Source organism: Synechococcus sp. ROS8604, assembly GCF_014279655.1.
Taxonomy (GTDB): domain Bacteria; phylum Cyanobacteriota; class Cyanobacteriia; order PCC-6307; family Cyanobiaceae; genus Synechococcus_C.
Genome location: NZ_CP047946.1, coordinates 2,415,794 through 2,434,034, shown reverse-complemented (window position 1 = coordinate 2,434,034; position 18,241 = coordinate 2,415,794). Strand labels below are relative to the sequence as shown.

The window sequence follows — 18,241 nt, the reverse complement described above, 5'->3', positions numbered from 1 at the left end:
AAATAGTGAGGTTTCATGGAGTCTCTCGTGATTAGGCCTGAGCTGGCAAGAACTCACTGAAATGCCTCTTGATCCAGGCGAAGAGTCTTCTCTTGCACCGCTTACCCAAATGGCAGTGGAACTAAGCAAGACTCCAGCGGAAGCGTTATGTCGGCCAATGGCAAAAGAGTTCCTCCGCAGAAAAGGTGGCGGAGAGTTCTTCTGTGAGGGGGATCGATGAATGATTGAACTTTCACCCTGGTGTCATGGATGTAGGAAAAGTCTTTAAGGGGAAGGCCAAGGGATGAAATACATCCAACGTGGTCTTCCTCCGGTTGACTCCATTTGATGCCGTTCAACTCGTTGCTGTTTGCGGAGACCTCTCATCACTCTGCGGCTGTGCTCCTTGTTGCAACCGATGGCCGCAGCTATATCGTCAGAGTGCCAATGCTTTCCATTGCTTTGGCTGAGTAGTTGGTAAGCCTCCTGTTCATACCTTTGCTGTTGCTTAGGCAAAAGGTCACTGCTTTTTCCGGCGGACATAATGATGTAACTGAAGTCTTCTTTGCTCCCCTGGAGATTCCAGATCGTGTCTTGTTCGCAGCAGCGAGCTTTAACGCAGTGCAGGACAACATGATCGTCATGCGCTGGCCTTTCGGGCTTGTGGAGTGTCCAAACATCTGATGCAGCCCATGTTTGAGTGCCAGCGCCATAGATGTCATTCACCGTTGGTGAACCGGCCCCGTTGAATTGTTTCCTGAGGTGACTAGCAACCCCAAGCCATACATTGTGCTCACTGGCCCAGTGGTTGTACCCGTAGCAAGGCAGACCAAACTCAGCATCATTAAATCTGCTGCCCTGTCCGCTTAAGAGTGTTGTCAGGCTGTCTGCAAGGATCGCGTCATAGTTCTTCTCTTTCTGGATTCTTGTGAGTTGTTCCAGGTTCCATAAAGCTGGATCGAAGCTGATTTCAAATTTTGGACTTATACCCATTTGGTCTAACTTATCGCTGAAGTTTGTTTCAGACTCATCAGCTTGAATTACCAAGACTTTGCCTCTCTTGCTAGTTAACTCATTCATGAAATAACTGCCTGTTGAGATGGCCTGCGCCGCTGCATAGAGAAATGTCGTTTTGCCAGTACCCGTTGCACCACCGATAAGAGTCATGCATCCACGAGCTGCGAATTGATCAATTAACCAATCAGTGGGTTTCCTGTTTTTGAGAAGCTCCGCCGCTGATCGGACTTTTCCTACATGGTTGATACAGGGTTTCTCTATTGCTTCATTGCTTGGGAAAGGGCAGCTTTCTTGGATTCCCTCCATCACATCTGCTGCGGTTGCGCCTTGTTCCAGCCAATCCGCTATGTCCAGTCCGCTATCTGGGGGTATGGATCCTTCCCAGTGCGGAGAATTTGGGAATGGCAATAGCCACTTACAACCGGGGTGTGCCTCAGCCACTTTTTTGGCGTATGTGAGGCCGCATTGGTCTTGGTCAGGAACGATGACTAACCGTTGTGGATCAATGTGTCCGCTATCTCTTTCAGCTTTGAAGCCATTGCAACCACCCAGGCTGGTGATAGCAGGTAAACCAAGAGCCCATATGGCATCTACGCATCCTTCACCTTCTGCGTGTGCAATGAATGGTGCACCGTCTTCCAATGCTTGAAGTGCCTCTTTGAGGCGGTATGGCATTACTTGAGCTGCAAGTTCTTTTACGGATTTTCCATTCACTCGCGATGACTGCGAAAACCTCCGTCTGCCGTTTCCGTCATCGCTTCGATTCACCCTGATGAGGGCGTTGCCATCAATGTCGTTGTAATCCCAGTGAGCCTTGGCTTTGGGGCGGATCGGTTTGCTGGGAGGTGTGTTGGCTCCAGATCTATGACTGGAGGGCGAGAGTGCATGACGAATCCGACGTTTCCCTTCCTCTGTCTTGCTGCAATCACAACCAAAGGCGGCATATTTCCCGTTTTTGATATGGACTTTGAAGTTGGACGATCCGCAGCTGGGACATTTAAAGCTGTGATCACCTTGGGGAGTATTGCTACCCCCATCAGGTTCGAGCTTCTCCAGGTGTTGAAGGATATTGAAGGTCATCGATCAATCTCTCCGATACTTCCTCCATAGATTTCAATCTCTGCTGGATCAGCCCTTTTAAAATAGGTAAAGGCTTGTTCAGTTTTTTCTGGCTGCCACTGCAAGGGACTTTTGGTAGTAGCTCCCTTGCGGCGGTAGTGCGTCCCTTCTTCAAATGGACAGATGTCCTTTCTGCGTAAGCCAAGGAGCGTCTTTGGATGTATCCCAATGGTTTCAGCCATCTCTTCTGTAGAGATCCACATAGGTGTTTGGAAAAAGCCTGATCTCCTGACTGACCTCTGGTGAAAGTTCCTGGTAAAAGCAAGTTTCCGTTCCGAGTTTTCGAGGAAGAATCGGATTGGAGAGAGAAATAGGTCCTCTTTGAGGAGTTCCTGGTCCTTGCTAGAAAGCTAGCCGTTTATTCCTCATCATCTAATGGAATAGAGGCAGCACTTATTTGGCAGAAAAATGCAAAAAAAGGCGGTTTAGAGGCTTTTTAACGATCTTTCGCGAGGTTTTAACTCTCTTTATTCCCAAAAACTCCCCAAAACGCCTTGTTTTGATGTTCGCAAGGAAACCCTAAGACATCCTTAAAGCTCTCATAACTATCAGAGAACTCCTCGTGGTGGGATGGCTTTTATTTCGTAATTGAGCAAGCCAGCAGCATTACGAGTTGGCGGTAGCTCTAATAAAGGCATCTTTAGTTGTTGCATCTGTAGCCGATTCATAGGCCCTGCTATGTGCGGCGAGGCCATGTCCCATTGCACGGCAGATTTGAGCTGTCTCAATGCCATGGCGATGTGCACGGACGCTGTATCCGTCTCGGAATGAGTAGGGGCGTAGCCACATTCCGCTGGCTTCGTATTTGTCCTTGAGCTGTTTCCACTCAGGCTGGCGATTCAGGTGATTGAGAACGTATCTGCCGTTCAGTTTCCTGAAGTCACCATCACGTCCAGCGGGTAGTTCTAGAAGTCCAGCATTCAGTGTTTGGCAGAGATTCCAATTGACTGTTTCACCCAAGCTGTCTCTTAGTGGCAGTGGCTGAAGCCAGCGAGGATCGCAGCGATTAGGGCCTGAAATTTTTCTGTAGCTGCACCACAAACCCAGATCCCCCTGATCCGTCAGACGAGGTGCCAAATACTGCAGCTCTATCGGTCGTAAGCCATAAAGCACCATCAGCCTCAGCACGTTTCCCCAGCCTTCGTTGCGAGAGCCAACTGCTTCGATCAAATCGAGAGCTTCTTGATCAGTCAGTGTCGCTTTCGTTTTCTTCTCTGCTGGTCGACCTCTTAGTTCCCGAATACTGGTTTGGCTGATTTGCCATCCCGCGGGCATTTTGTGACGACTAACCGCATGGTCCATCAGGTTTCGTAAGGCCAGGCAGCATGCAGCTCTGCTAGATGGCTTCCCCTTCCAACGTTGAAGTGTTCGTTGAAGTAAGACGTGTCCATCGGCTGGAGCTGTTCTGCTCCTCAATAGCCGGAGAGCTTCATTGAGGCAGGGCTCGTAGTTATCCCGATAAGTCATGTCGAGAATCTGGTTTCGACCTTCTTGAAGTGAAATTCGAAAGCTTTCAATGATTTGTGGCCATGTTTTTGTGACCGTTGAAGCGAGGTTGTCACTTTTGCCAGAGGCTTCTGTGATTGCCTGTTTCATGCTGACCTCGCCCTTCATCCAAATGGGATAGAGGCGATTGATCAGAAGAAGAGCGTCTCCAACTGCTTCTGCTGTCCAGGGGAAAGGCAGGTTGGCTGAATCGGTACGCAGATCTTTTGCTCGAATTTTGAGCCGCATTCGTCCACTGTTGTTGCCCACGGTCCAACCTTGACGCCCTGTTTTGACCGCTGCTCTGAAGCCTTCCTCCCACTTAGCTAACGCACCCAAAATTTCAGGACAAATCTCAGGACAAATTACCGCCTTTCGATTCCGCTTACTTCCGAGTTGTTACCCTCAATGCCAGTTACAGCAACTGGTTTTGGCCTAAGTCTCTTTGCACGTCATGCCAAAAGTACTCCGTATCACCCAAGTGACTCGTGGGGGTGGAATGCCCCCCTCGAACCAATCCACAACTGAAGTCTCCGAGGTTGTGACGGAGACACTAAAAGTTGTCTCATCCAAATCGTCATCCAAACGGCTTCCAGCTGTCTTGGACGGCATGGATAAGGCTGAGGCATTGGCCTACGTCAGCCGTCTATTTGATGCCGCAGAAGCAGGCGCTGTCCTCTGGGGCGATGCGCTGTTGATCAAACGCTTCATCAGTCAGTGCAGCCGTACCGGCAGCAAGGCGACTCAAGATGGCTATCGCTTCGAGATTCGCGAGTTCACCCGCTGGCGTGATCGCAACCATCCACATCTGCATTTGCGGGAGATCAATCCTGCGTTCTGTCAGGACTGGGTGTCCCAGCTGCGGGAACAAGTCGAGGACGGCTTGATGAAGCCTCGAACTTTCAATCGCAGGATCGCTGCCATCAGTTCCATGTACCGATGGGCTGCTGAGCCAAGCCGTTCAGCGGTCACTGGTGTGCCGCGTAATCCGATGCCGCCACGATCCCTTCTCCAAGCGGAGAAAACCACAAAACCGCTGAATGAGGAGCAGATCGGTCTGTTGTTCGCAGCCATCACCAGGGCAGCTCATCTCGATCGCAATGCAGTCAGGGATTACACCTTGATCAAGGGCGCCTACTTGTTGGGTTGCAGAGTTTCAGAGATCGCGATTGTTCGCTGGAAAGATATTGAAGCTCTTAATGATGGAGGCCAAATTCACCTCTTCGGCAAGGGATCAAAGCGACGCACTGTCCGAGTATCTCCAGCAACGCTCGAACTCTTTGAGGGCCTAGGCCGTGGTGCTGATGAAGAGTTTTTTTCCCAAGTCCAAGGCGAGATGGGCATCTCACGCGTCAAGCAATCGGGGATGTCTGCCGTAAATGGGGGAGAGCCGCTGGATTCCATGTTCACCCCCATCAACTGAGGCACAGTCATGCCACGCAGGCGATTCGCCGCGGGGTGGATGTGTTCACGCTGAAGGTAACGCTAGGCCACTCATCAAGTGCAACTACGGGGCATTACGTGGCTGCTAACCCCCGGGACAGCAGCTCGTTGAGACTGGGATAAGAGCACACTCAATAGTTGATAACAGCCTGTCTCAAGCAATTTTCGACTTTGCATGTATCACTGCAAACATGTTCCAAAAGATACATGGCTCTTGTTGCAGCGGCGACGTGCTGCTCACATAAGGACAAATCACATGGGGGCGGCGTGGGACACCGCTCCTTTTTTATGAATGGGAAAAGAAAACCCCGCCAAAGGCAGGGTCTCTCGGCTTCTTGTTGGGCGTGTTGCCTAGTTTCCACTCCGTAAAGAAGCCCTCCTCACCTTTGAATCATGCCTCAGGAATCCGGCTGGGCAAGTCCCTTCGTATCAGTTGGTTGACTGTTCTGCGGAATTTCCTCAGCATGTGACCGGCCAACTCCTCACAAGGCTTGGCTCCTCACACCCCCCGAAGAAGGCTTAGTCGCCTTCTTTTTTTATGTCTTGACTCATCCTTTCGAGTGAGTGGGTTTCACCCCAATTGGCAATCTCGCCAAACTGCTCTGAAATGGCAGCAACAGCCTGATTACTCCCGATATAAGGAGAAGTCCGGCGGTGAAGGCTGGCTGGTCAACAGGCAAGAAGGGACGCTCATCCAGATCAAACCCGATGCAGCAACGCAACATGCTCAGTTCGTTCTGGTGAGCAACTACCGCTTGTCAGCTCGCATTGGGAAACCCATCAGACAACAGCGGATGCTCAGACACCTGGGCATCGAGATGTGGATCAACCTGCAGAAAATTGGTTGGGAACGCTGCACGCTGCCTAACTAAATCTTCAATTTTGGAATAGCAACAAAGCCGAAACTGACTACTTCAGCGGGCATCACCGTTAGGAATAGTCAAGGTGAGCCTCTCACCAAGTTCTCAGGCATGCTGCGTCATCACTCCCTGGGGCTATTGGCTTCTGCCAGATCTCATTCTGCACTGCAGGTGCAGTTCACAAGGTAGGAGAAGTGTTGTGTTCTACGCGCGATGGAGCCAATTGGTAATTCGATAGATTTTGTGCCTACTTCAAGTATCTTATATTTATAGAAAATAGACGCTTTATCGATGAAGCTATTACGTGCCCTAACCTGTTTTCTCATCTTCTCCTCTGCATTGAGCCTCAGCAGTGTTTCTCGTTCGGTGATGGCTCAGGTCGAACCTATCGAAAAGATTAACGGAAAGGATCTACCCGGTTTGATCAAAGGATTACGCGACAAGAAAACTCTTGTTGATGATATAAGGCACGATGGGCAAAGAGTTTTGGCTGCTCGCGGCACGCGACTTCCTGGTACACGTACTCCGATTCATGTTCACGATCACTCGGGTCTGACATGCGTTATTTCAGGACAGATAACAGATTTTATTGAAGGTAAGAAAGATCGAATCTATGGAGCTGGAGACTGCTATTTCATGCCTGCCGGTACACCAATGTCGGCGGCTAATCTTGGTAGTGAGCCAGTGATTCTTGTTGACATTTTCGTGCTTCCCCCAGGTGAGGTGCCAATGAAAGTGATTGAGTCTGAGCTTTCCAAGTAAAATAACAGGCTAAATATTCACCAGCCTCGCCACGAGCGGGGTTTTTGATTGCCTACTGAATAGCAGCAAAGCTGAAACTGCCTACTGCAGCTGCCAGCAGCAGTAAAGGCAAGGCATCGTTACGGCATCTACTAACGCCCCATGCTGCGTCGTCTCTCCCTAGGGCTGCTGGCTTCTGCCATCTCTGTTGCTTCCCTTCCTGCCATTGCGCAAGAGGGCAGTGCTGATGACCTTGGGGTGATGAGCATCAGCCTTAAGGATGTGGTCAAGCCAACCCTTGGTTTTCAAGGCGCACTGCAGGGTGCTGGAACACCGAATCAAGCAGGCATTGGCGGGTTCTTGCCACTGTCTGTTGGCGATAACAGTGTGTTCTTTGCTGATGTGCTGCTCAATGCCAACTTTGCTGATTACGGCAATGACAGCAGCCTCATCAACACCACTGTTGCTGGCACCACCATCAGCACCTCATCAAGGCTTGGTTATCGCTGGTTGAATAGCGATCGCAGCTGGATGTATGGGCTGAATGCTGGTTATGACAGCCGTCCGATGGCTACAGGTGATGCCGATACAGGGGTATCCGTCACAGATAAGAGCAGCGTCTTCTTCCAGCAGGTGGCAGTCAATGCAGAAGCGGTCTCTGATAGCTGGAATTTCAATGCCTATGCCTTGGTTCCTGTTGGTGAGAAAGAAGCTCAACTCAACAGCGTTTATCAAGGCGGTTCACTCAACACCTACGGGCTTGATGTTGGTTATTTCATCACTCCAGTGGTGAATGCGTCTGTTGGTTACTACTACCAAAATGGTGATTTAGGAACAGCTGATGGCTCTGGCGTACTCGGACGCTTGGCTTATGAAATGACCAGTGGAGTTACAGCAGGAGTCAATATCTCCTACGACGAAGCATTTGATACAAGAGTTTCAGCTGATATTAAAGTGCGCTTTGGCGGTGCAAGTACAACTACCCAGCGCAAAGAAGTTCAACAACTACCTGTAATCAACGCCTTAACGTCAACACCAACCAACAGGGATGTGAAAGTGCATGACTGTGAGATTATTTTTAGCTTCCAAGACTGTATTAATGATGGGATTAATTGATAGAGTTTATGGCTAAATGCACCTCGATCGACAGGGGCTTTTTATTTCTTCAATCAACACCATAAACCCTTAAATCAGTCTTTGATGCCTGGCACCATTGGAACCTAGAAAGTTGACTTGATGGCTTATTTGGCAGGAGCCAATAAGAATTATTTCTGTGTATTCATGACAAATATGCCTCGACTAATTTGCCCTAACTCTATCTATATTTCCTAGCTCAATCACCACAGCTTGAGGATTTGATCGCCATCACGGATGCCATTTGCTCTTCTAAATCTCACCGCGACTTGATGCCACTCTTCTGGAATTTGATTAAGACGAATGTCAAATGCAAAGGGTAATTTCTGCTGACCTGGTGAGACCCGGTTCTTCCTGCTTTGACTGCTTCTGCCTTTCTCAACCAGTCGTTTCAGCATGCTTGAGCCCCAATGGCACTTAGGTGTTCCTTTGGCGTGATGGCGATACTTCTGGCAGAACCGCGCATATCGCCTGGAGCAACCTTTCAGGCTTGATGCCAGTTGCAGAAAGCTTGGGTGCCACTCGCTGATGCCATCACATTCCAACCTTCCGTAATGCCCATAGTTGGAATAGGGGTCGTAGAAACCCTTTCGCACTCCAGCTGCTTTGGGATTGGCGTGGATATACCGCAAGGTATTCAGGACTCTCCTGTGATCTTTTGGAGCAATCGCAGTGGCGTAATACCTTGCCTCCCAAAAATGCCCGCAACGTCCAGAAAGACGATTCAGTGCCATGGCTGAGTACCAGCCAACCCAATGCATCAGCTTTGGCAGCTGTGATGCATCGTCAGGTCTGATTAGCAAGTGCAGGTGATTAGCCATCAGGCACACCGCATACAACTTGTGTGGCACTTTTTGTTTGGCTTTAGTGAGCACAGCAAGAAGCACATCCCTTCTCAAGCCTTTGGCAATTAGAAACTGTCGGCTATTGCACCTGAGCGTGATGTGAAAGGCGTGACCTGCTGGAAGCTTGCGTTGCGTACGTCCCATTCCATAAACGATCAGGCTTACTGATTGTGGCTATCAATCTCCCGACTGAATATTCACCAGCCCCGCCACGAGCGGGGTTTTTGTTGCTCTACACAGCCTAGAATCCGTATTTGGGATTAATTCTTTTTGCTGGTGAATCTGCCTGCTACGAAACCAACTGAGCCACCAATAAGTGCACTTTGTATCTTCCATAATTGCTTTCTTTGACGCCAAGAGGTATTGGCAACCCAGATACCAAGCACCAGTGCTCCGACAACAGCAACGCTCCAACCTGCTTTCGCCATGAGCCAAATCAACACCCGTCAACACACAACCATAAAGACACACTGAATTACATCGGAGAACATGAGGCGACCCTGAGAACAGAAGAGGACTCTTTCGACGTGATCTCAGAAGGTGATGCCAGCTTCTTTATTGACGGCTGGTGAGAGAAGCGCCATGTAGAGGCAGCCGAGCAACGAGTTGGTGTTTTGAGCCAAGTGCTTCTAGACATAGGTACTTGAGCAACTAAAATTACTATCGAGCACATCAGATGTTGTGTCGGTTCGCCACAAACATATTTCTCTGATGAAGCCAGCAAGAACACGTACTTGCAGAGAGAAATCTTCCAGCTTCATAGGGAAGATGATATTTGAGTTTATCGGGAGTGGGGGGGGAGTACGTTCTTCCTGGCTTGATCATCCTGATTCAGGTCTTCCGAGTCAGTTCTTTCGCGATTGTGAGCCGACAGCTGGTGCCGACTGGGCAAGCCAATGCGCGAAAATGGGTTCGCCATGGGCTGTATGGATTTCCATGAGGACAAGCTTCACTGAACTTGCTCTAGAAAATTGTCTGGGCTAGCCGTGGTGCGAATCACTACTGTTTTCCGCCAAAGGCATGAAAAGCACCACTCAACTCTCAGTCGCTGCAAACTGATTTCAATTGGCATTTAACTGATGCCCTTAGAATCGCTACCTTGGCCTGGACTATCAGGCTTGACGAAAGAAATGACTTACAGGCAGCGGGGAATGCTTCAAGCAGCTGCTTTTTCCCAACGACCCTCGACACTCAGATGACCTTTGTTCTTCTACAGGAGCTGTTTACGAAATTAGGGTTCACTGTTTTTAGTCAAAATCTAAGGGGGACCCCAAACTGCCTCACAGAAATCCTTTACTAGCGTGCCATCATCCATCTTTCCACTTAAATCTGGCTCTAGCCCCAACCTTTTCATTGCAGTTGGGTAATCAATCTGTTTAGTAGCCACAAGAGTGCATGTATTTTTCTTAGGGGTACACGACACCAACAGAAAAAGAACAGGAAGCAGCAGTAATGCCTTTTTCATCCAATGACTCTACTTGTGGAACTCGATGAGGTGAGGCTTTTGTTTTCGGGCACTATTAGCTCCTCCGTGCTGCCACGAGCGGGTTTTTTATTGCAGAGGGAAATACTTTAACCAGTTGACCCAAACAAATGACACTCAACACACAGATGACGCTGGCTCTACTGCAAGAGCTACTGATGGCACTGAGGGCGAATGACGCTGATGGCTTGGCAGCTAGGCGTGAGTCTGCAGTCCCGTTGGGAAATTATGGAGGTGTTGTACCCATAACGGGTGAGGACTTGGATTAGTTGTATGACGACATCATTTCGACCAAGCTGCCTGATAAGCGCAAGCGTGGCACTGCTGATGAAGCTCTGGCAACCAACGCTAAAGCCTTCTAACCCTGCCCTAACTGTTGGGGGTTTTTCGTTTCTGTATAGATATGCTGCCAATAGAAAGATTGGATTCACTTGTGTAACAGCACGAACAACAGAAACGTTGACGTTGTTGCTATAAAAATAAAGTAGTACCAACTACAAAGAACGTTCACCTCACTTCTGTGAGGCGCAGACTCGCCAGGCCACGGAACGGGGACCTGGATTTCTGAGGAACCTCAAATGACTCTCACCTATCGTGGTAAGCAGTATGTCCAGCACAAAGGTGTTGGTTTTGATGCAACCAAGAAGGCACCATTGACCTATCGCGGCGTGTCATACGCCAAGTAAACCAAGGATTTCACATCAATCAGCTCTCGCTTAACAGCGGGAGTTTTTTATTGCCTACTTAATAGCAGCAAAGCTGAAACTGCCTACTGCAGCGTGCGGCAGCAGCACAAGCAAGGCATCGTTGCCTTATCTATCAGCTCCCCATGCTGCGTCGTATCTCCCTGGGGCTTTTGGCTTCTGCCATCTCTCTTGCTTCCCTGCCTGCCATTGCGCAAGAGGGCAGTGCTGATGATCTTGGTGTGATGAGCATCAGCCTGAAGGATGTGGTCAAGCCCACCTTTGGGTTTCAAGGTGCATTGCAAGGAGCAGGAACACCGAATCAGGCGGGTATTGGCGGGTTCTTGCCACTGTCTGTTGGCGACAACAGCGTCTGGTTTCTTGATGTCCTCGCTAACGCTAATTTCGCTGATTACGAAAACAACAGCAGCATCATCAATACCGATGTGGCTGGTACAACGATCAGCACCTCATCACGGCTTGGTTATCGCTGGCTGAATGGTGACCGCTCTTGGATGTACGGGCTGAATGCTGGCTATGACAGCCGCCCGATGAATACAGGAGGAACCGATACCGGCATCATTGTCAGCGGCACAGAGGAGAGTGCGTTCTTCCAGCAGGTGGCAGTCAATGCAGAAGCGGTCTCCAATGGCTGGAACCTCAACGCTTATGCCTTAATTCCTGTTGGTGATACGGAGCAAGATCTCAACTTCTTTTACCAAGGCGGTGCACTTAACACCTACGGGCTTGATGTTGGTTATTTCATCACGCCTGAGCTGAATGCTTCTGTTGGTTACTACTACCAAAGCGGTGATCTTGGATCTGCTGATGGGTCTGGTGTGCTTGGAAGAGTTGCTTATGCAATGACCAGTGGAGTCACAGCAGGGGTCAATCTCTCCTACGACGAAGCATTCGATACAAGAGTTTCAGCTGATCTTAAAGTGCGCTTTGGTGGTCCGAGTACAACAGTGCAGCGCAAAGATGTTCAAGAACATCCTGTAATCAATGCCTTAACATCAACACCAAGCAACCGGGATGTGAGGGTGCACGATAGGGTGTGCAGCACTGGATCGACAGTTCCAGGCTGTGTAGATGCACGGACGGTGTGTGAGGAGCTATATAGTGGAGAAGAATTGGTTCAATGCATTAAGGCCCTTCCAGTTTCAGAAGGTGGGGAATGTTTTGAGAAGGCGGGGAACTGCTTAAATCCGGAGGAAGTGTGACTTTTGTGTTTTTAAAATGTAAAATTAAACGCATCCTAACCTCCAAAACCCTTGTCAAAGCAAGAGCTTTTTATTTCTATAATTACTGCCTAGCCATTGCTAAATGCCATCCAGTACCTGGCACTAATTAATACTTAGCCCCGCCACGAGCGGAGTTTTTGTTGCAGCGGGGAATGCTTTGACCAGTTGACCTAAACCCTTGACCCTCGATATACAGATGACGCTGGCCCTGCTGCAACAGCTACCTATGGCACCTAGAACCGCCTTTTCCTTTGTGTCGGTAGTACTGGCAGAACCGTGCATATCGCCTGGAACAGCCTTTTAGGCTTGATGCCAATTGCAGAAAGCTTGGGTGCCACTCGCTGATGCCATCACATTCCAACCTTCCGTAGTGCCCATAGTTGGAATAGGGGTCGTAGAAACCCTTTCGCACTCCTGCTGCCTTTGGGTTGGCGTGGATATACCGCAATGTATTCAGCACTCTCCTGTGATCTTTTGGAGCAATCGCAGTGGCGTAATACCTTGCCTCCCAAAAATGCCCGCAACGACCAGAAAGACGATTCAGTGCCATGGCTGAGTACCAGCCAATCCAATGCATCAGCTTTGGCAATTCACTTGCATCATCAGGACGCAGAAGCAGATGCAGGTGATTAGCCATCAGACACACCGAATACAACTTGTGTGGCACCTTTTGTTTGGCTTTCGCGAGCACAGCTAGCAGCACATCCCTTCTCAATCCTTTGGCAATCAAAAACTGACGGCTATTGCATCTAAGCGTGATATGAAATGAATGTCCTGGAGGAAGCCGACGAGATGATCGACCCATTGAATCAACAACCAGATTGGTGAATTGTCGCTAACGATCTCCCGACAGAATATTCACCAGCCTCGCCACAAGCGGGGTTTTTTATTCCAGCGGGGAATGCTTCAAGCAGCTGCTTTTTCCCCACGACCCTCGACACTCAGATGACACTGGCTCTGCTGCAAGAGCTGCTGCTGCCAATTCTGTTATTGCCGTTGCCAAAGAGGCGGGATTTATGATTTCTGCCGACGACCTAACTAAAGCTCAATCAGAACTTTGAGATGAAGAACTGGAAGGAGTGGCTGGTGGGCAACATATTTTTACTAATCACCTGATAAATGCGTTGTTAACGCTTCGTTGTTATGGTGTTGCACGCGCCAGAACTTGAAAGTCAATGTTTATGGTAGACAAAACTTTGATTTGGCTTGCTCACCAAAAGACTCTGCAATCGCAGGGGTTTTTTATTGCTTAAATAACCCCTAAAACCCATGAGTCAGCCTGCAATGCCTGGCACTAGTTAATATCCAGTCCCGCCACCAGCGAACTCGTTGTCCTCATGCCAATTGTGCTTTATCAAGGAATAAGCCCATGAGCCTGAAGCTCATCAATAAAGCCAAAGGCAACTGTGCTGGTTAAGCGGTCAGTGAAAAATACTCCATCTAAGTGATCAACTTCATGCTGAACAGCTCGTGCATGAAACCCCTCCAATTCTTCCTGATGGGAAAACCCTTCTTGGTCTTGATACTGCAAATGAATGTATTTGGATCTTTTCACCTCACCACGCATTCCAGGGACACTTAGACACCCCTCCCAGAAAGTCGTCGATTCTTCGCCAATTGCCTTAAATACAGGATTGATCACTATACGTTCAGGTAATGGTGGAGCCTCGGGATAACGAGGGTTGTGCTCCATTCCGAGTACAAAAACCCTCCACGGCTCACTGATCTGAGGTGCGGCTATCCCTGCACCAGAGCATGCTGATTTGGTATCGAATAAGTCGTCTATCAGCGTCTGCAAGCGTTGACTGCCGAACCAATCATCAGGAATTTCCGCCGAGCGCCCTCGTAAAGACGGGTCACCAAGTCGCAGGACACTTCGAATGCTCATGTGCTAATCATGCCATCTAGTAGTCTGCTCTGTCTTCTTATCCTCACTTTTTTAAGTGTCCTTGACGGGGCAAATTCTTTCAAAGTCTAGATCTCATGTCCAAGCTCAAGCCTTAGGTTTTACTAGGGCTTTGCCAGCCATGAAAGTAAGTCTGAACGGGAAGAAGTGTGAGCTTTCAACATTGTATCATCGTCAAAAGTGAACAAGATTTAGCCAAAAACAAGCTAGCTAAAATAAGGTTGACAGCTACAGACATTGCAGTTCCGCCATGAGCGGGGTTTTTTATTGGCGCTGAGAGCTAACAACGCTGATGGAACAAGTCTTGGCTTGCGCTTGGCATTGAAGAGCTTGGAAGGGATGTAGCGAGTGAAGTTGAGTCTGAGTGGATGGTGCCTTTGCTGGTTGAAGTAGAGAGAGACAGGTTTATGGCGTGGCAACTTGGAGTCAGCCTCTAGTCCTTGCGGGGGATAGGAAGGATGGCGCTCTACGTTGACGAAACGGCTGGAGACTCCAGCACTAAGCACCTGACGGGGGCGAACTAATGATCCGAACCACACTCACCGCAGTAGCACTCGCTACCAGCCCTTTAACAACACCAGTAATAGCGTCAGATAACACTACGAGCTGCAGTCAAAAGCCAGTGGTCATGGTTGTTGATGGGGTGACCAATGATCCCCAGCAGATGGCAATTTATGGGCAAGCACTAAAGGAGTCTGGACTCCACCAAAACGCCGGCTCTTACTACTTAAATGACCCTAGACCACTTCGCATTCTTGAAGGAAATCGCGATCAAAACCATGTGACGTTGTTGATCAATTTCCCTTCAGAGTGTGCAGCAATTGACTTCTGGAATTCTCCTGTTTATCGGCAGAAAATCAAGCCTCTCAGGAAAAATGCAGGCGATTACACAATTGAGCTTTATAGGCTCCTTTGACATGATTCGAACCACATTCAATGCCCTCGCTTCAGTCGCTGCACTCTTCGCAGTCAATTAGCCAATCGATCCGTTGGTTTTCAGTGTTTTAGCTCTGCCAATGTGCACTCTCCTTCCTGCTGAAGCGTGGACTATGAAACGCTGGGTGGATGTGAGTTTTTACGAGAACCGTTGTGATTCTGTGAGGGTCATCTCACCAGTCTTTTTTTCAGATCCGATCGTCTGATTGAAATGTCTGGAAAGTCGTGGTCGACTGTGATGCAGGTCGAACGAGGGAACATTTCAGTGATGGAACAACAGCTGACTGGTTTTCACTCCCATCCTGATCAGCCTGCTTAGCCATGCTTGAGCAAGTTTGTCGTTGACCAAGCGGCTACAACTGATGAAACCCCTCGCACCCATCGCCGCCGTTGCTGTTGCCTCGTTCCTGATGGCGAGTTGCCAGTCCAAGCGCGAAATTTGTGCCCAACATGTGGTCTATATCTCCAATGCCATCGACGAGCCAATTCCGATCACTCCTTTTCACGATTCGGGAACCTACTGTTGATAGTGGCAACCGTCGCTGGTGATTGGCCCATGCAGACGTGCATTGTCTTTAGAGTTAATCATTGGAAATAGAGTTTTGATTCATCATGAGCAAATGAATTTCCTTTGCTAAAAACATCATCTCCTGAATTAATTGCTGTGTTCACGAGCAACATCAAGCGGTGCTGTAATGTTACTCACGGGTTCTGTAGGCAATTAAAGCCTCCTTAGTGGCGGGACTAAATTTTATCCTTGCGATTACAAGATTAATTTGATGAGCTGACTGCTAAGCTGATCTTAGGACCAAACAGTCAGAAGACTTGGTTGTCTTCGGTGAATGATGTGTTGATGGACTCGATTTATTTTGTAAAATAGTCGGGGTATTTTGCTTTAAGCTCTGGCTTGTCAATCTTGATGCTGATATCCATAGTATTTCGAATCAGCATGTGCAAAATATTGCGATTAGACGTTATCTTCTCTCCAAGCAGTCTATGGGAGGCGAGAAACTCGCTGCATCCATTCCCTTCAATCAGTTCGTCAAGGCTTTTGTTGAGTCTTTCCGTTGCTTCAAGTGCAATAACTAAATCACGCGAGATGGCCTCCTGATACGTAGCCGGGGGTGTAGCAGTTGGATTTGGAGGGTGGGATTTGTCATGCTTTCCTGCTCCTGATCGAGGGATGGGCCTGTGAATTCTTGGTATCGTTGTCATTGGATTTTGCCTTTATTGCCCAAACTATATCTGTGATTTGGATTTGCTTTTGGTAATTTCTAATACAAAATCAGGAGTCGCCTGGAACGGTGATTGCTAAACATCCTGGCTGTAGTCTTCTAACAGCATGGCTATGCCATTAAAATGAGAGCATCGTTCTCCACTTATTTGTGCGTAGTAAACGATCTTTTCGGTGTCCTTTGTCTCATTAATTAACCTCCCGAGATTGTCTGTTATGCGGTCTAGCGCCTCGTAAGGGATGCCTAAATCTTCGGATATCAGTTCCTGTTTTGCAGCTGAAGTCATTTTGGGGTTGGCGTCAATTAAGTGTTTGCGGAATGCCTCTATTCCCATCGCTGCTCTCCTTTTGCGTGCTCCTTCCAATTTACTGCTGATTAGAAGTATATGCGTAGTCTTTAATACAGAAAGGGTGGCCATCGGCCATGCCGAAATTTTTTCGTTGCATTTAGGGAATGCTTCTGCGCCAAGCTTTCCTTGCTAGTGCATCACCTCTGTACGTCTCCATGGAGCACGAACGGTTTTGATGTTCTTTAACGGCATTGAATTGGTTGCAGTTTCTGCATTTGGCGTCTTCTCGTTCATCCTTCTCGCCAAGCGGCTCGATGTATTTCAGGGTCTTTATTGCATTCATGGTTGTTGACCCTCCGTTTCGGCTGTAGAGGCCCATGCCCTGGCATGGCCTTCAAGCTTGTAGGTCTGTTTTGCTTCTCCCCCCTCAGGCTGTCGTTTGAGGAAGGTTTCGACCTTATGCCCATCAGCAGCTTCCCCTGTATGGATTCAATGCAGGTCTATCAATGCTGTGGCCATACTGAAAATGTTGCCTGTGATCTCAATGGATTTAGCCAAACAGACCTGTATCCCCTGCCAAGTAGGTGCTCCGAAACTCACAGAAGCAGAACTTGCTGATCTGCTGCCTCAACTGCCTGGCTGGGAAGTGGTTGATAACCATCACCTCACGCGTTCGTTGCGATTCATCGATTTTCAGACTGCTCTCGATTGGGTGAATGCAGCTGGTGCGATCTGTGAAGTCGAGGGACACCATGCTGAGTTTTCCCTTGGCTGGGCACATGCGGAAGCTGTGATTTACACCCATAAGGTTGACGGCCTAACGCAAGCCGATGCTGTATTGGCCGCAAAGCTGAATGGAATTGATGTTTAGAGCGGCGTCTTGAGGAAGATGATCTGAAGCCAAGTAGGAGGCTTTTGTTTATAAGGCTTTCTCTGCTTCAACAAAAAATCTGCCTGTGGCGGGGAACGGTTCTCAATCAGTGCGAACGATTTGAGTCACCAAGTTGGCATTGATCTGGTTTTGCTTAGACTCTGCTGTATCCTAATTTGGATGGGTAAATCTTGAGAGCAAGACCGAAAGATTCCATCAGCTTTCTGCACTCCTCGCCAATAGTGCCGTAATCCTCGATGCTGAATCCATCTCCTAGTTCAGCATGCTTTTGCAAATATTCCTGGACTGGAGGATTTGAGACGTGAAGGGCAAAGGCTTTCTCATTGGCGTACACCTCTGACCAAACAAACATCTGTGGGTCTTCCGGATCCTGATCAATGGTGTGATGAAGCATTCCAGGCTCGGAAGACTGAACAGCTGCATCAGTCACACGGGCCAGCTCTAGATACTGGTCCACGCAGCCCTGCTTCACGTGGATCCGGGCCAGAAGTATGAAGGGAGTGGATTGATCGAATGTCGCCATTTTGAGCCTTGAATTTCATTGATTATCACAAAGTCACCCTCAATACGTTCAGTCACAGCATTCAACGGACTGAGGGTGGAGGTGATGCAACCAGCTGGTCAGTCAGTGGAGGCAGCAGCTTGAACTCCTGGCCACATGGCCGCGAACTCAGCATCGGAAACAACAGGTGTCACTTCGAATTCGATGCCAGAGCCCTTGATCCAAGGGGCGAGATGGGCTCACACCTTGCCTATGTTGCTCGCAACAGCAATGGCCATTGCTGTTCCATCGATAGGCTCGCAGACGCGATATTTGAGCTCAAAGCCATCGAAGCAATCTTTAGGGCTGCCAGCATTGATGTATTCAGCAAATCGAGTGCAGGCATCCCAAGCCCCTTCCACTGTTGGGAAATTCCAGACGATCAAAGAGTGCTGCATTAACTTTCAAC

19 protein-coding genes and 2 pseudogenes are annotated in these 18,241 nt (G+C 48.8%); 10 read left to right on the top strand and 11 right to left on the bottom strand.

Annotation, left to right across the window (positions count from 1 at the left end; all coding sequences use genetic code 11):
• Positions 1-264 precede the first annotated feature (264 nt).
• From SynROS8604_RS13180 to SynROS8604_RS13170, 3 genes are all read right to left on the bottom strand, one after another.
• The gene (locus SynROS8604_RS13180) at positions 265-2,076 is read right to left on the bottom strand and encodes an AAA family ATPase (protein ID WP_186544324.1); all 1,812 of its coding nucleotides are present in this window, start codon (positions 2,074-2,076) and stop codon (positions 265-267) included.
• Positions 2,073-2,297, bottom strand: coding sequence for a hypothetical protein (locus SynROS8604_RS13175; RefSeq protein WP_186544323.1), 225 nt, complete (start codon positions 2,295-2,297; stop codon positions 2,073-2,075). Before SynROS8604_RS13175 ends, SynROS8604_RS13180 begins: the two co-directional genes overlap by 4 nt.
• A 424-nt stretch (positions 2,298-2,721) precedes the next feature.
• On the bottom strand, positions 2,722-3,939 hold the full coding sequence (locus SynROS8604_RS13170; protein WP_186544322.1) for a site-specific integrase: 1,218 nt from the start codon (positions 3,937-3,939) through the stop codon (positions 2,722-2,724).
• 271 nt (positions 3,940-4,210) lie between these two features.
• Between SynROS8604_RS13170 and SynROS8604_RS13165 the strand changes: the two genes are divergently transcribed.
• The 5 genes from SynROS8604_RS13165 (at position 4,211) to SynROS8604_RS13150 (ending at position 7,760) form a co-directional block, all read left to right on the top strand.
• A complete protein-coding gene (locus SynROS8604_RS13165) occupies positions 4,211-5,023 on the top strand; it encodes a tyrosine-type recombinase/integrase (RefSeq protein ID WP_255445068.1) in 813 nt (270 codons plus the stop codon).
• Entirely contained in the window at positions 4,960-5,166 is a 207-nt protein-coding gene (locus SynROS8604_RS16105; RefSeq protein WP_255445308.1) for a site-specific integrase, read from the top strand. The genes SynROS8604_RS13165 and SynROS8604_RS16105 overlap by 64 nt, the downstream gene beginning before the upstream one ends.
• A 437-nt stretch (positions 5,167-5,603) precedes the next feature.
• Positions 5,604-5,915, top strand: a complete 312-nt coding sequence (locus SynROS8604_RS13160) for a DUF1651 domain-containing protein (RefSeq protein WP_255445067.1) — start codon at positions 5,604-5,606, stop codon at positions 5,913-5,915.
• A 357-nt stretch (positions 5,916-6,272) separates the two neighbouring features.
• On the top strand, positions 6,273-6,665 hold the full coding sequence (locus tag SynROS8604_RS13155) for a cupin domain-containing protein (protein ID WP_255445066.1): 393 nt from the start codon (positions 6,273-6,275) through the stop codon (positions 6,663-6,665).
• 141 nt (positions 6,666-6,806) lie between these two features.
• Positions 6,807-7,760, top strand: coding sequence for a carbamoyl-phosphate synthase (locus tag SynROS8604_RS13150; protein ID WP_186544320.1), 954 nt, complete (start codon positions 6,807-6,809; stop codon positions 7,758-7,760).
• Positions 7,761-7,981: 221 nt separating this feature from the next.
• On the opposite strand, the gene SynROS8604_RS13145 is transcribed toward SynROS8604_RS13150, so the two are convergent.
• Entirely contained in the window at positions 7,982-8,767 is a 786-nt protein-coding gene (locus tag SynROS8604_RS13145; protein WP_186544319.1) for a transposase, read from the bottom strand.
• A 116-nt stretch (positions 8,768-8,883) separates the two neighbouring features.
• Positions 8,884-9,051, bottom strand: a complete 168-nt coding sequence (locus SynROS8604_RS13140; protein ID WP_186544318.1) for a hypothetical protein — start codon at positions 9,049-9,051, stop codon at positions 8,884-8,886.
• A gap of 1,165 nt (positions 9,052-10,216) precedes the next feature.
• On the opposite strand from SynROS8604_RS13140, the gene SynROS8604_RS13135 reads away from it, so the two are divergent.
• Both SynROS8604_RS13135 and SynROS8604_RS13125 read left to right on the top strand, forming a co-directional pair.
• Positions 10,217-10,375 carry a hypothetical protein gene (locus tag SynROS8604_RS13135; protein ID WP_186546106.1) on the top strand — a complete coding sequence of 53 codons (159 nt, stop codon included), beginning with the start codon at positions 10,217-10,219 and terminating at the stop codon, positions 10,373-10,375.
• A gap of 560 nt (positions 10,376-10,935) precedes the next feature.
• Positions 10,936-12,012 carry an inverse autotransporter beta domain-containing protein gene (locus SynROS8604_RS13125; protein WP_255445065.1) on the top strand — a complete coding sequence of 359 codons (1,077 nt, stop codon included), beginning with the start codon at positions 10,936-10,938 and terminating at the stop codon, positions 12,010-12,012.
• 247 nt (positions 12,013-12,259) lie between these two features.
• Here SynROS8604_RS13125 and SynROS8604_RS13120 read toward each other — a convergent pair.
• Positions 12,260-12,838, bottom strand: a pseudogene (locus SynROS8604_RS13120) (transposase); the annotation flags it as partial.
• Between the two features lie 549 nt (positions 12,839-13,387).
• Entirely contained in the window at positions 13,388-13,921 is a 534-nt protein-coding gene (gene def, locus SynROS8604_RS13115) for a peptide deformylase (RefSeq protein WP_186544317.1), read from the bottom strand.
• A 541-nt stretch (positions 13,922-14,462) separates the two neighbouring features.
• On the opposite strand from def, the gene SynROS8604_RS13110 reads away from it, so the two are divergent.
• Together SynROS8604_RS13110 and SynROS8604_RS13105 are read left to right on the top strand one after the other, a co-directional pair.
• Positions 14,463-14,855 carry a DUF1330 domain-containing protein gene (locus SynROS8604_RS13110; protein WP_186544316.1) on the top strand — a complete coding sequence of 131 codons (393 nt, stop codon included), beginning with the start codon at positions 14,463-14,465 and terminating at the stop codon, positions 14,853-14,855.
• A 382-nt stretch (positions 14,856-15,237) separates the two neighbouring features.
• A complete protein-coding gene (locus SynROS8604_RS13105) occupies positions 15,238-15,402 on the top strand; it encodes a hypothetical protein (protein ID WP_186544315.1) in 165 nt (54 codons plus the stop codon).
• Between the two features lie 337 nt (positions 15,403-15,739).
• Here SynROS8604_RS13105 and SynROS8604_RS13100 read toward each other — a convergent pair whose 3' ends face one another.
• Both SynROS8604_RS13100 and SynROS8604_RS13095 read right to left on the bottom strand, forming a co-directional pair.
• Positions 15,740-16,090, bottom strand: a complete 351-nt coding sequence (locus tag SynROS8604_RS13100) for a hypothetical protein (protein WP_186544314.1) — start codon at positions 16,088-16,090, stop codon at positions 15,740-15,742.
• Between the two features lie 96 nt (positions 16,091-16,186).
• Entirely contained in the window at positions 16,187-16,528 is a 342-nt protein-coding gene (locus SynROS8604_RS13095) for a hypothetical protein (protein WP_186544313.1), read from the bottom strand.
• A 382-nt stretch (positions 16,529-16,910) separates the two neighbouring features.
• On the opposite strand from SynROS8604_RS13095, the gene SynROS8604_RS13090 reads away from it, so the two are divergent.
• Positions 16,911-17,270 carry a 4a-hydroxytetrahydrobiopterin dehydratase gene (locus SynROS8604_RS13090; protein WP_255445064.1) on the top strand — a complete coding sequence of 120 codons (360 nt, stop codon included), beginning with the start codon at positions 16,911-16,913 and terminating at the stop codon, positions 17,268-17,270.
• A 154-nt stretch (positions 17,271-17,424) separates the two neighbouring features.
• Here SynROS8604_RS13090 and SynROS8604_RS13085 read toward each other — a convergent pair whose 3' ends face one another.
• Positions 17,425-17,814, bottom strand: coding sequence for a putative quinol monooxygenase (locus SynROS8604_RS13085; RefSeq protein WP_186544311.1), 390 nt, complete (start codon positions 17,812-17,814; stop codon positions 17,425-17,427).
• A gap of 98 nt (positions 17,815-17,912) precedes the next feature.
• Positions 17,913-18,230, bottom strand: a pseudogene (locus SynROS8604_RS13080) (DUF3303 domain-containing protein).
• Positions 18,231-18,241 lie beyond the last annotated feature (11 nt).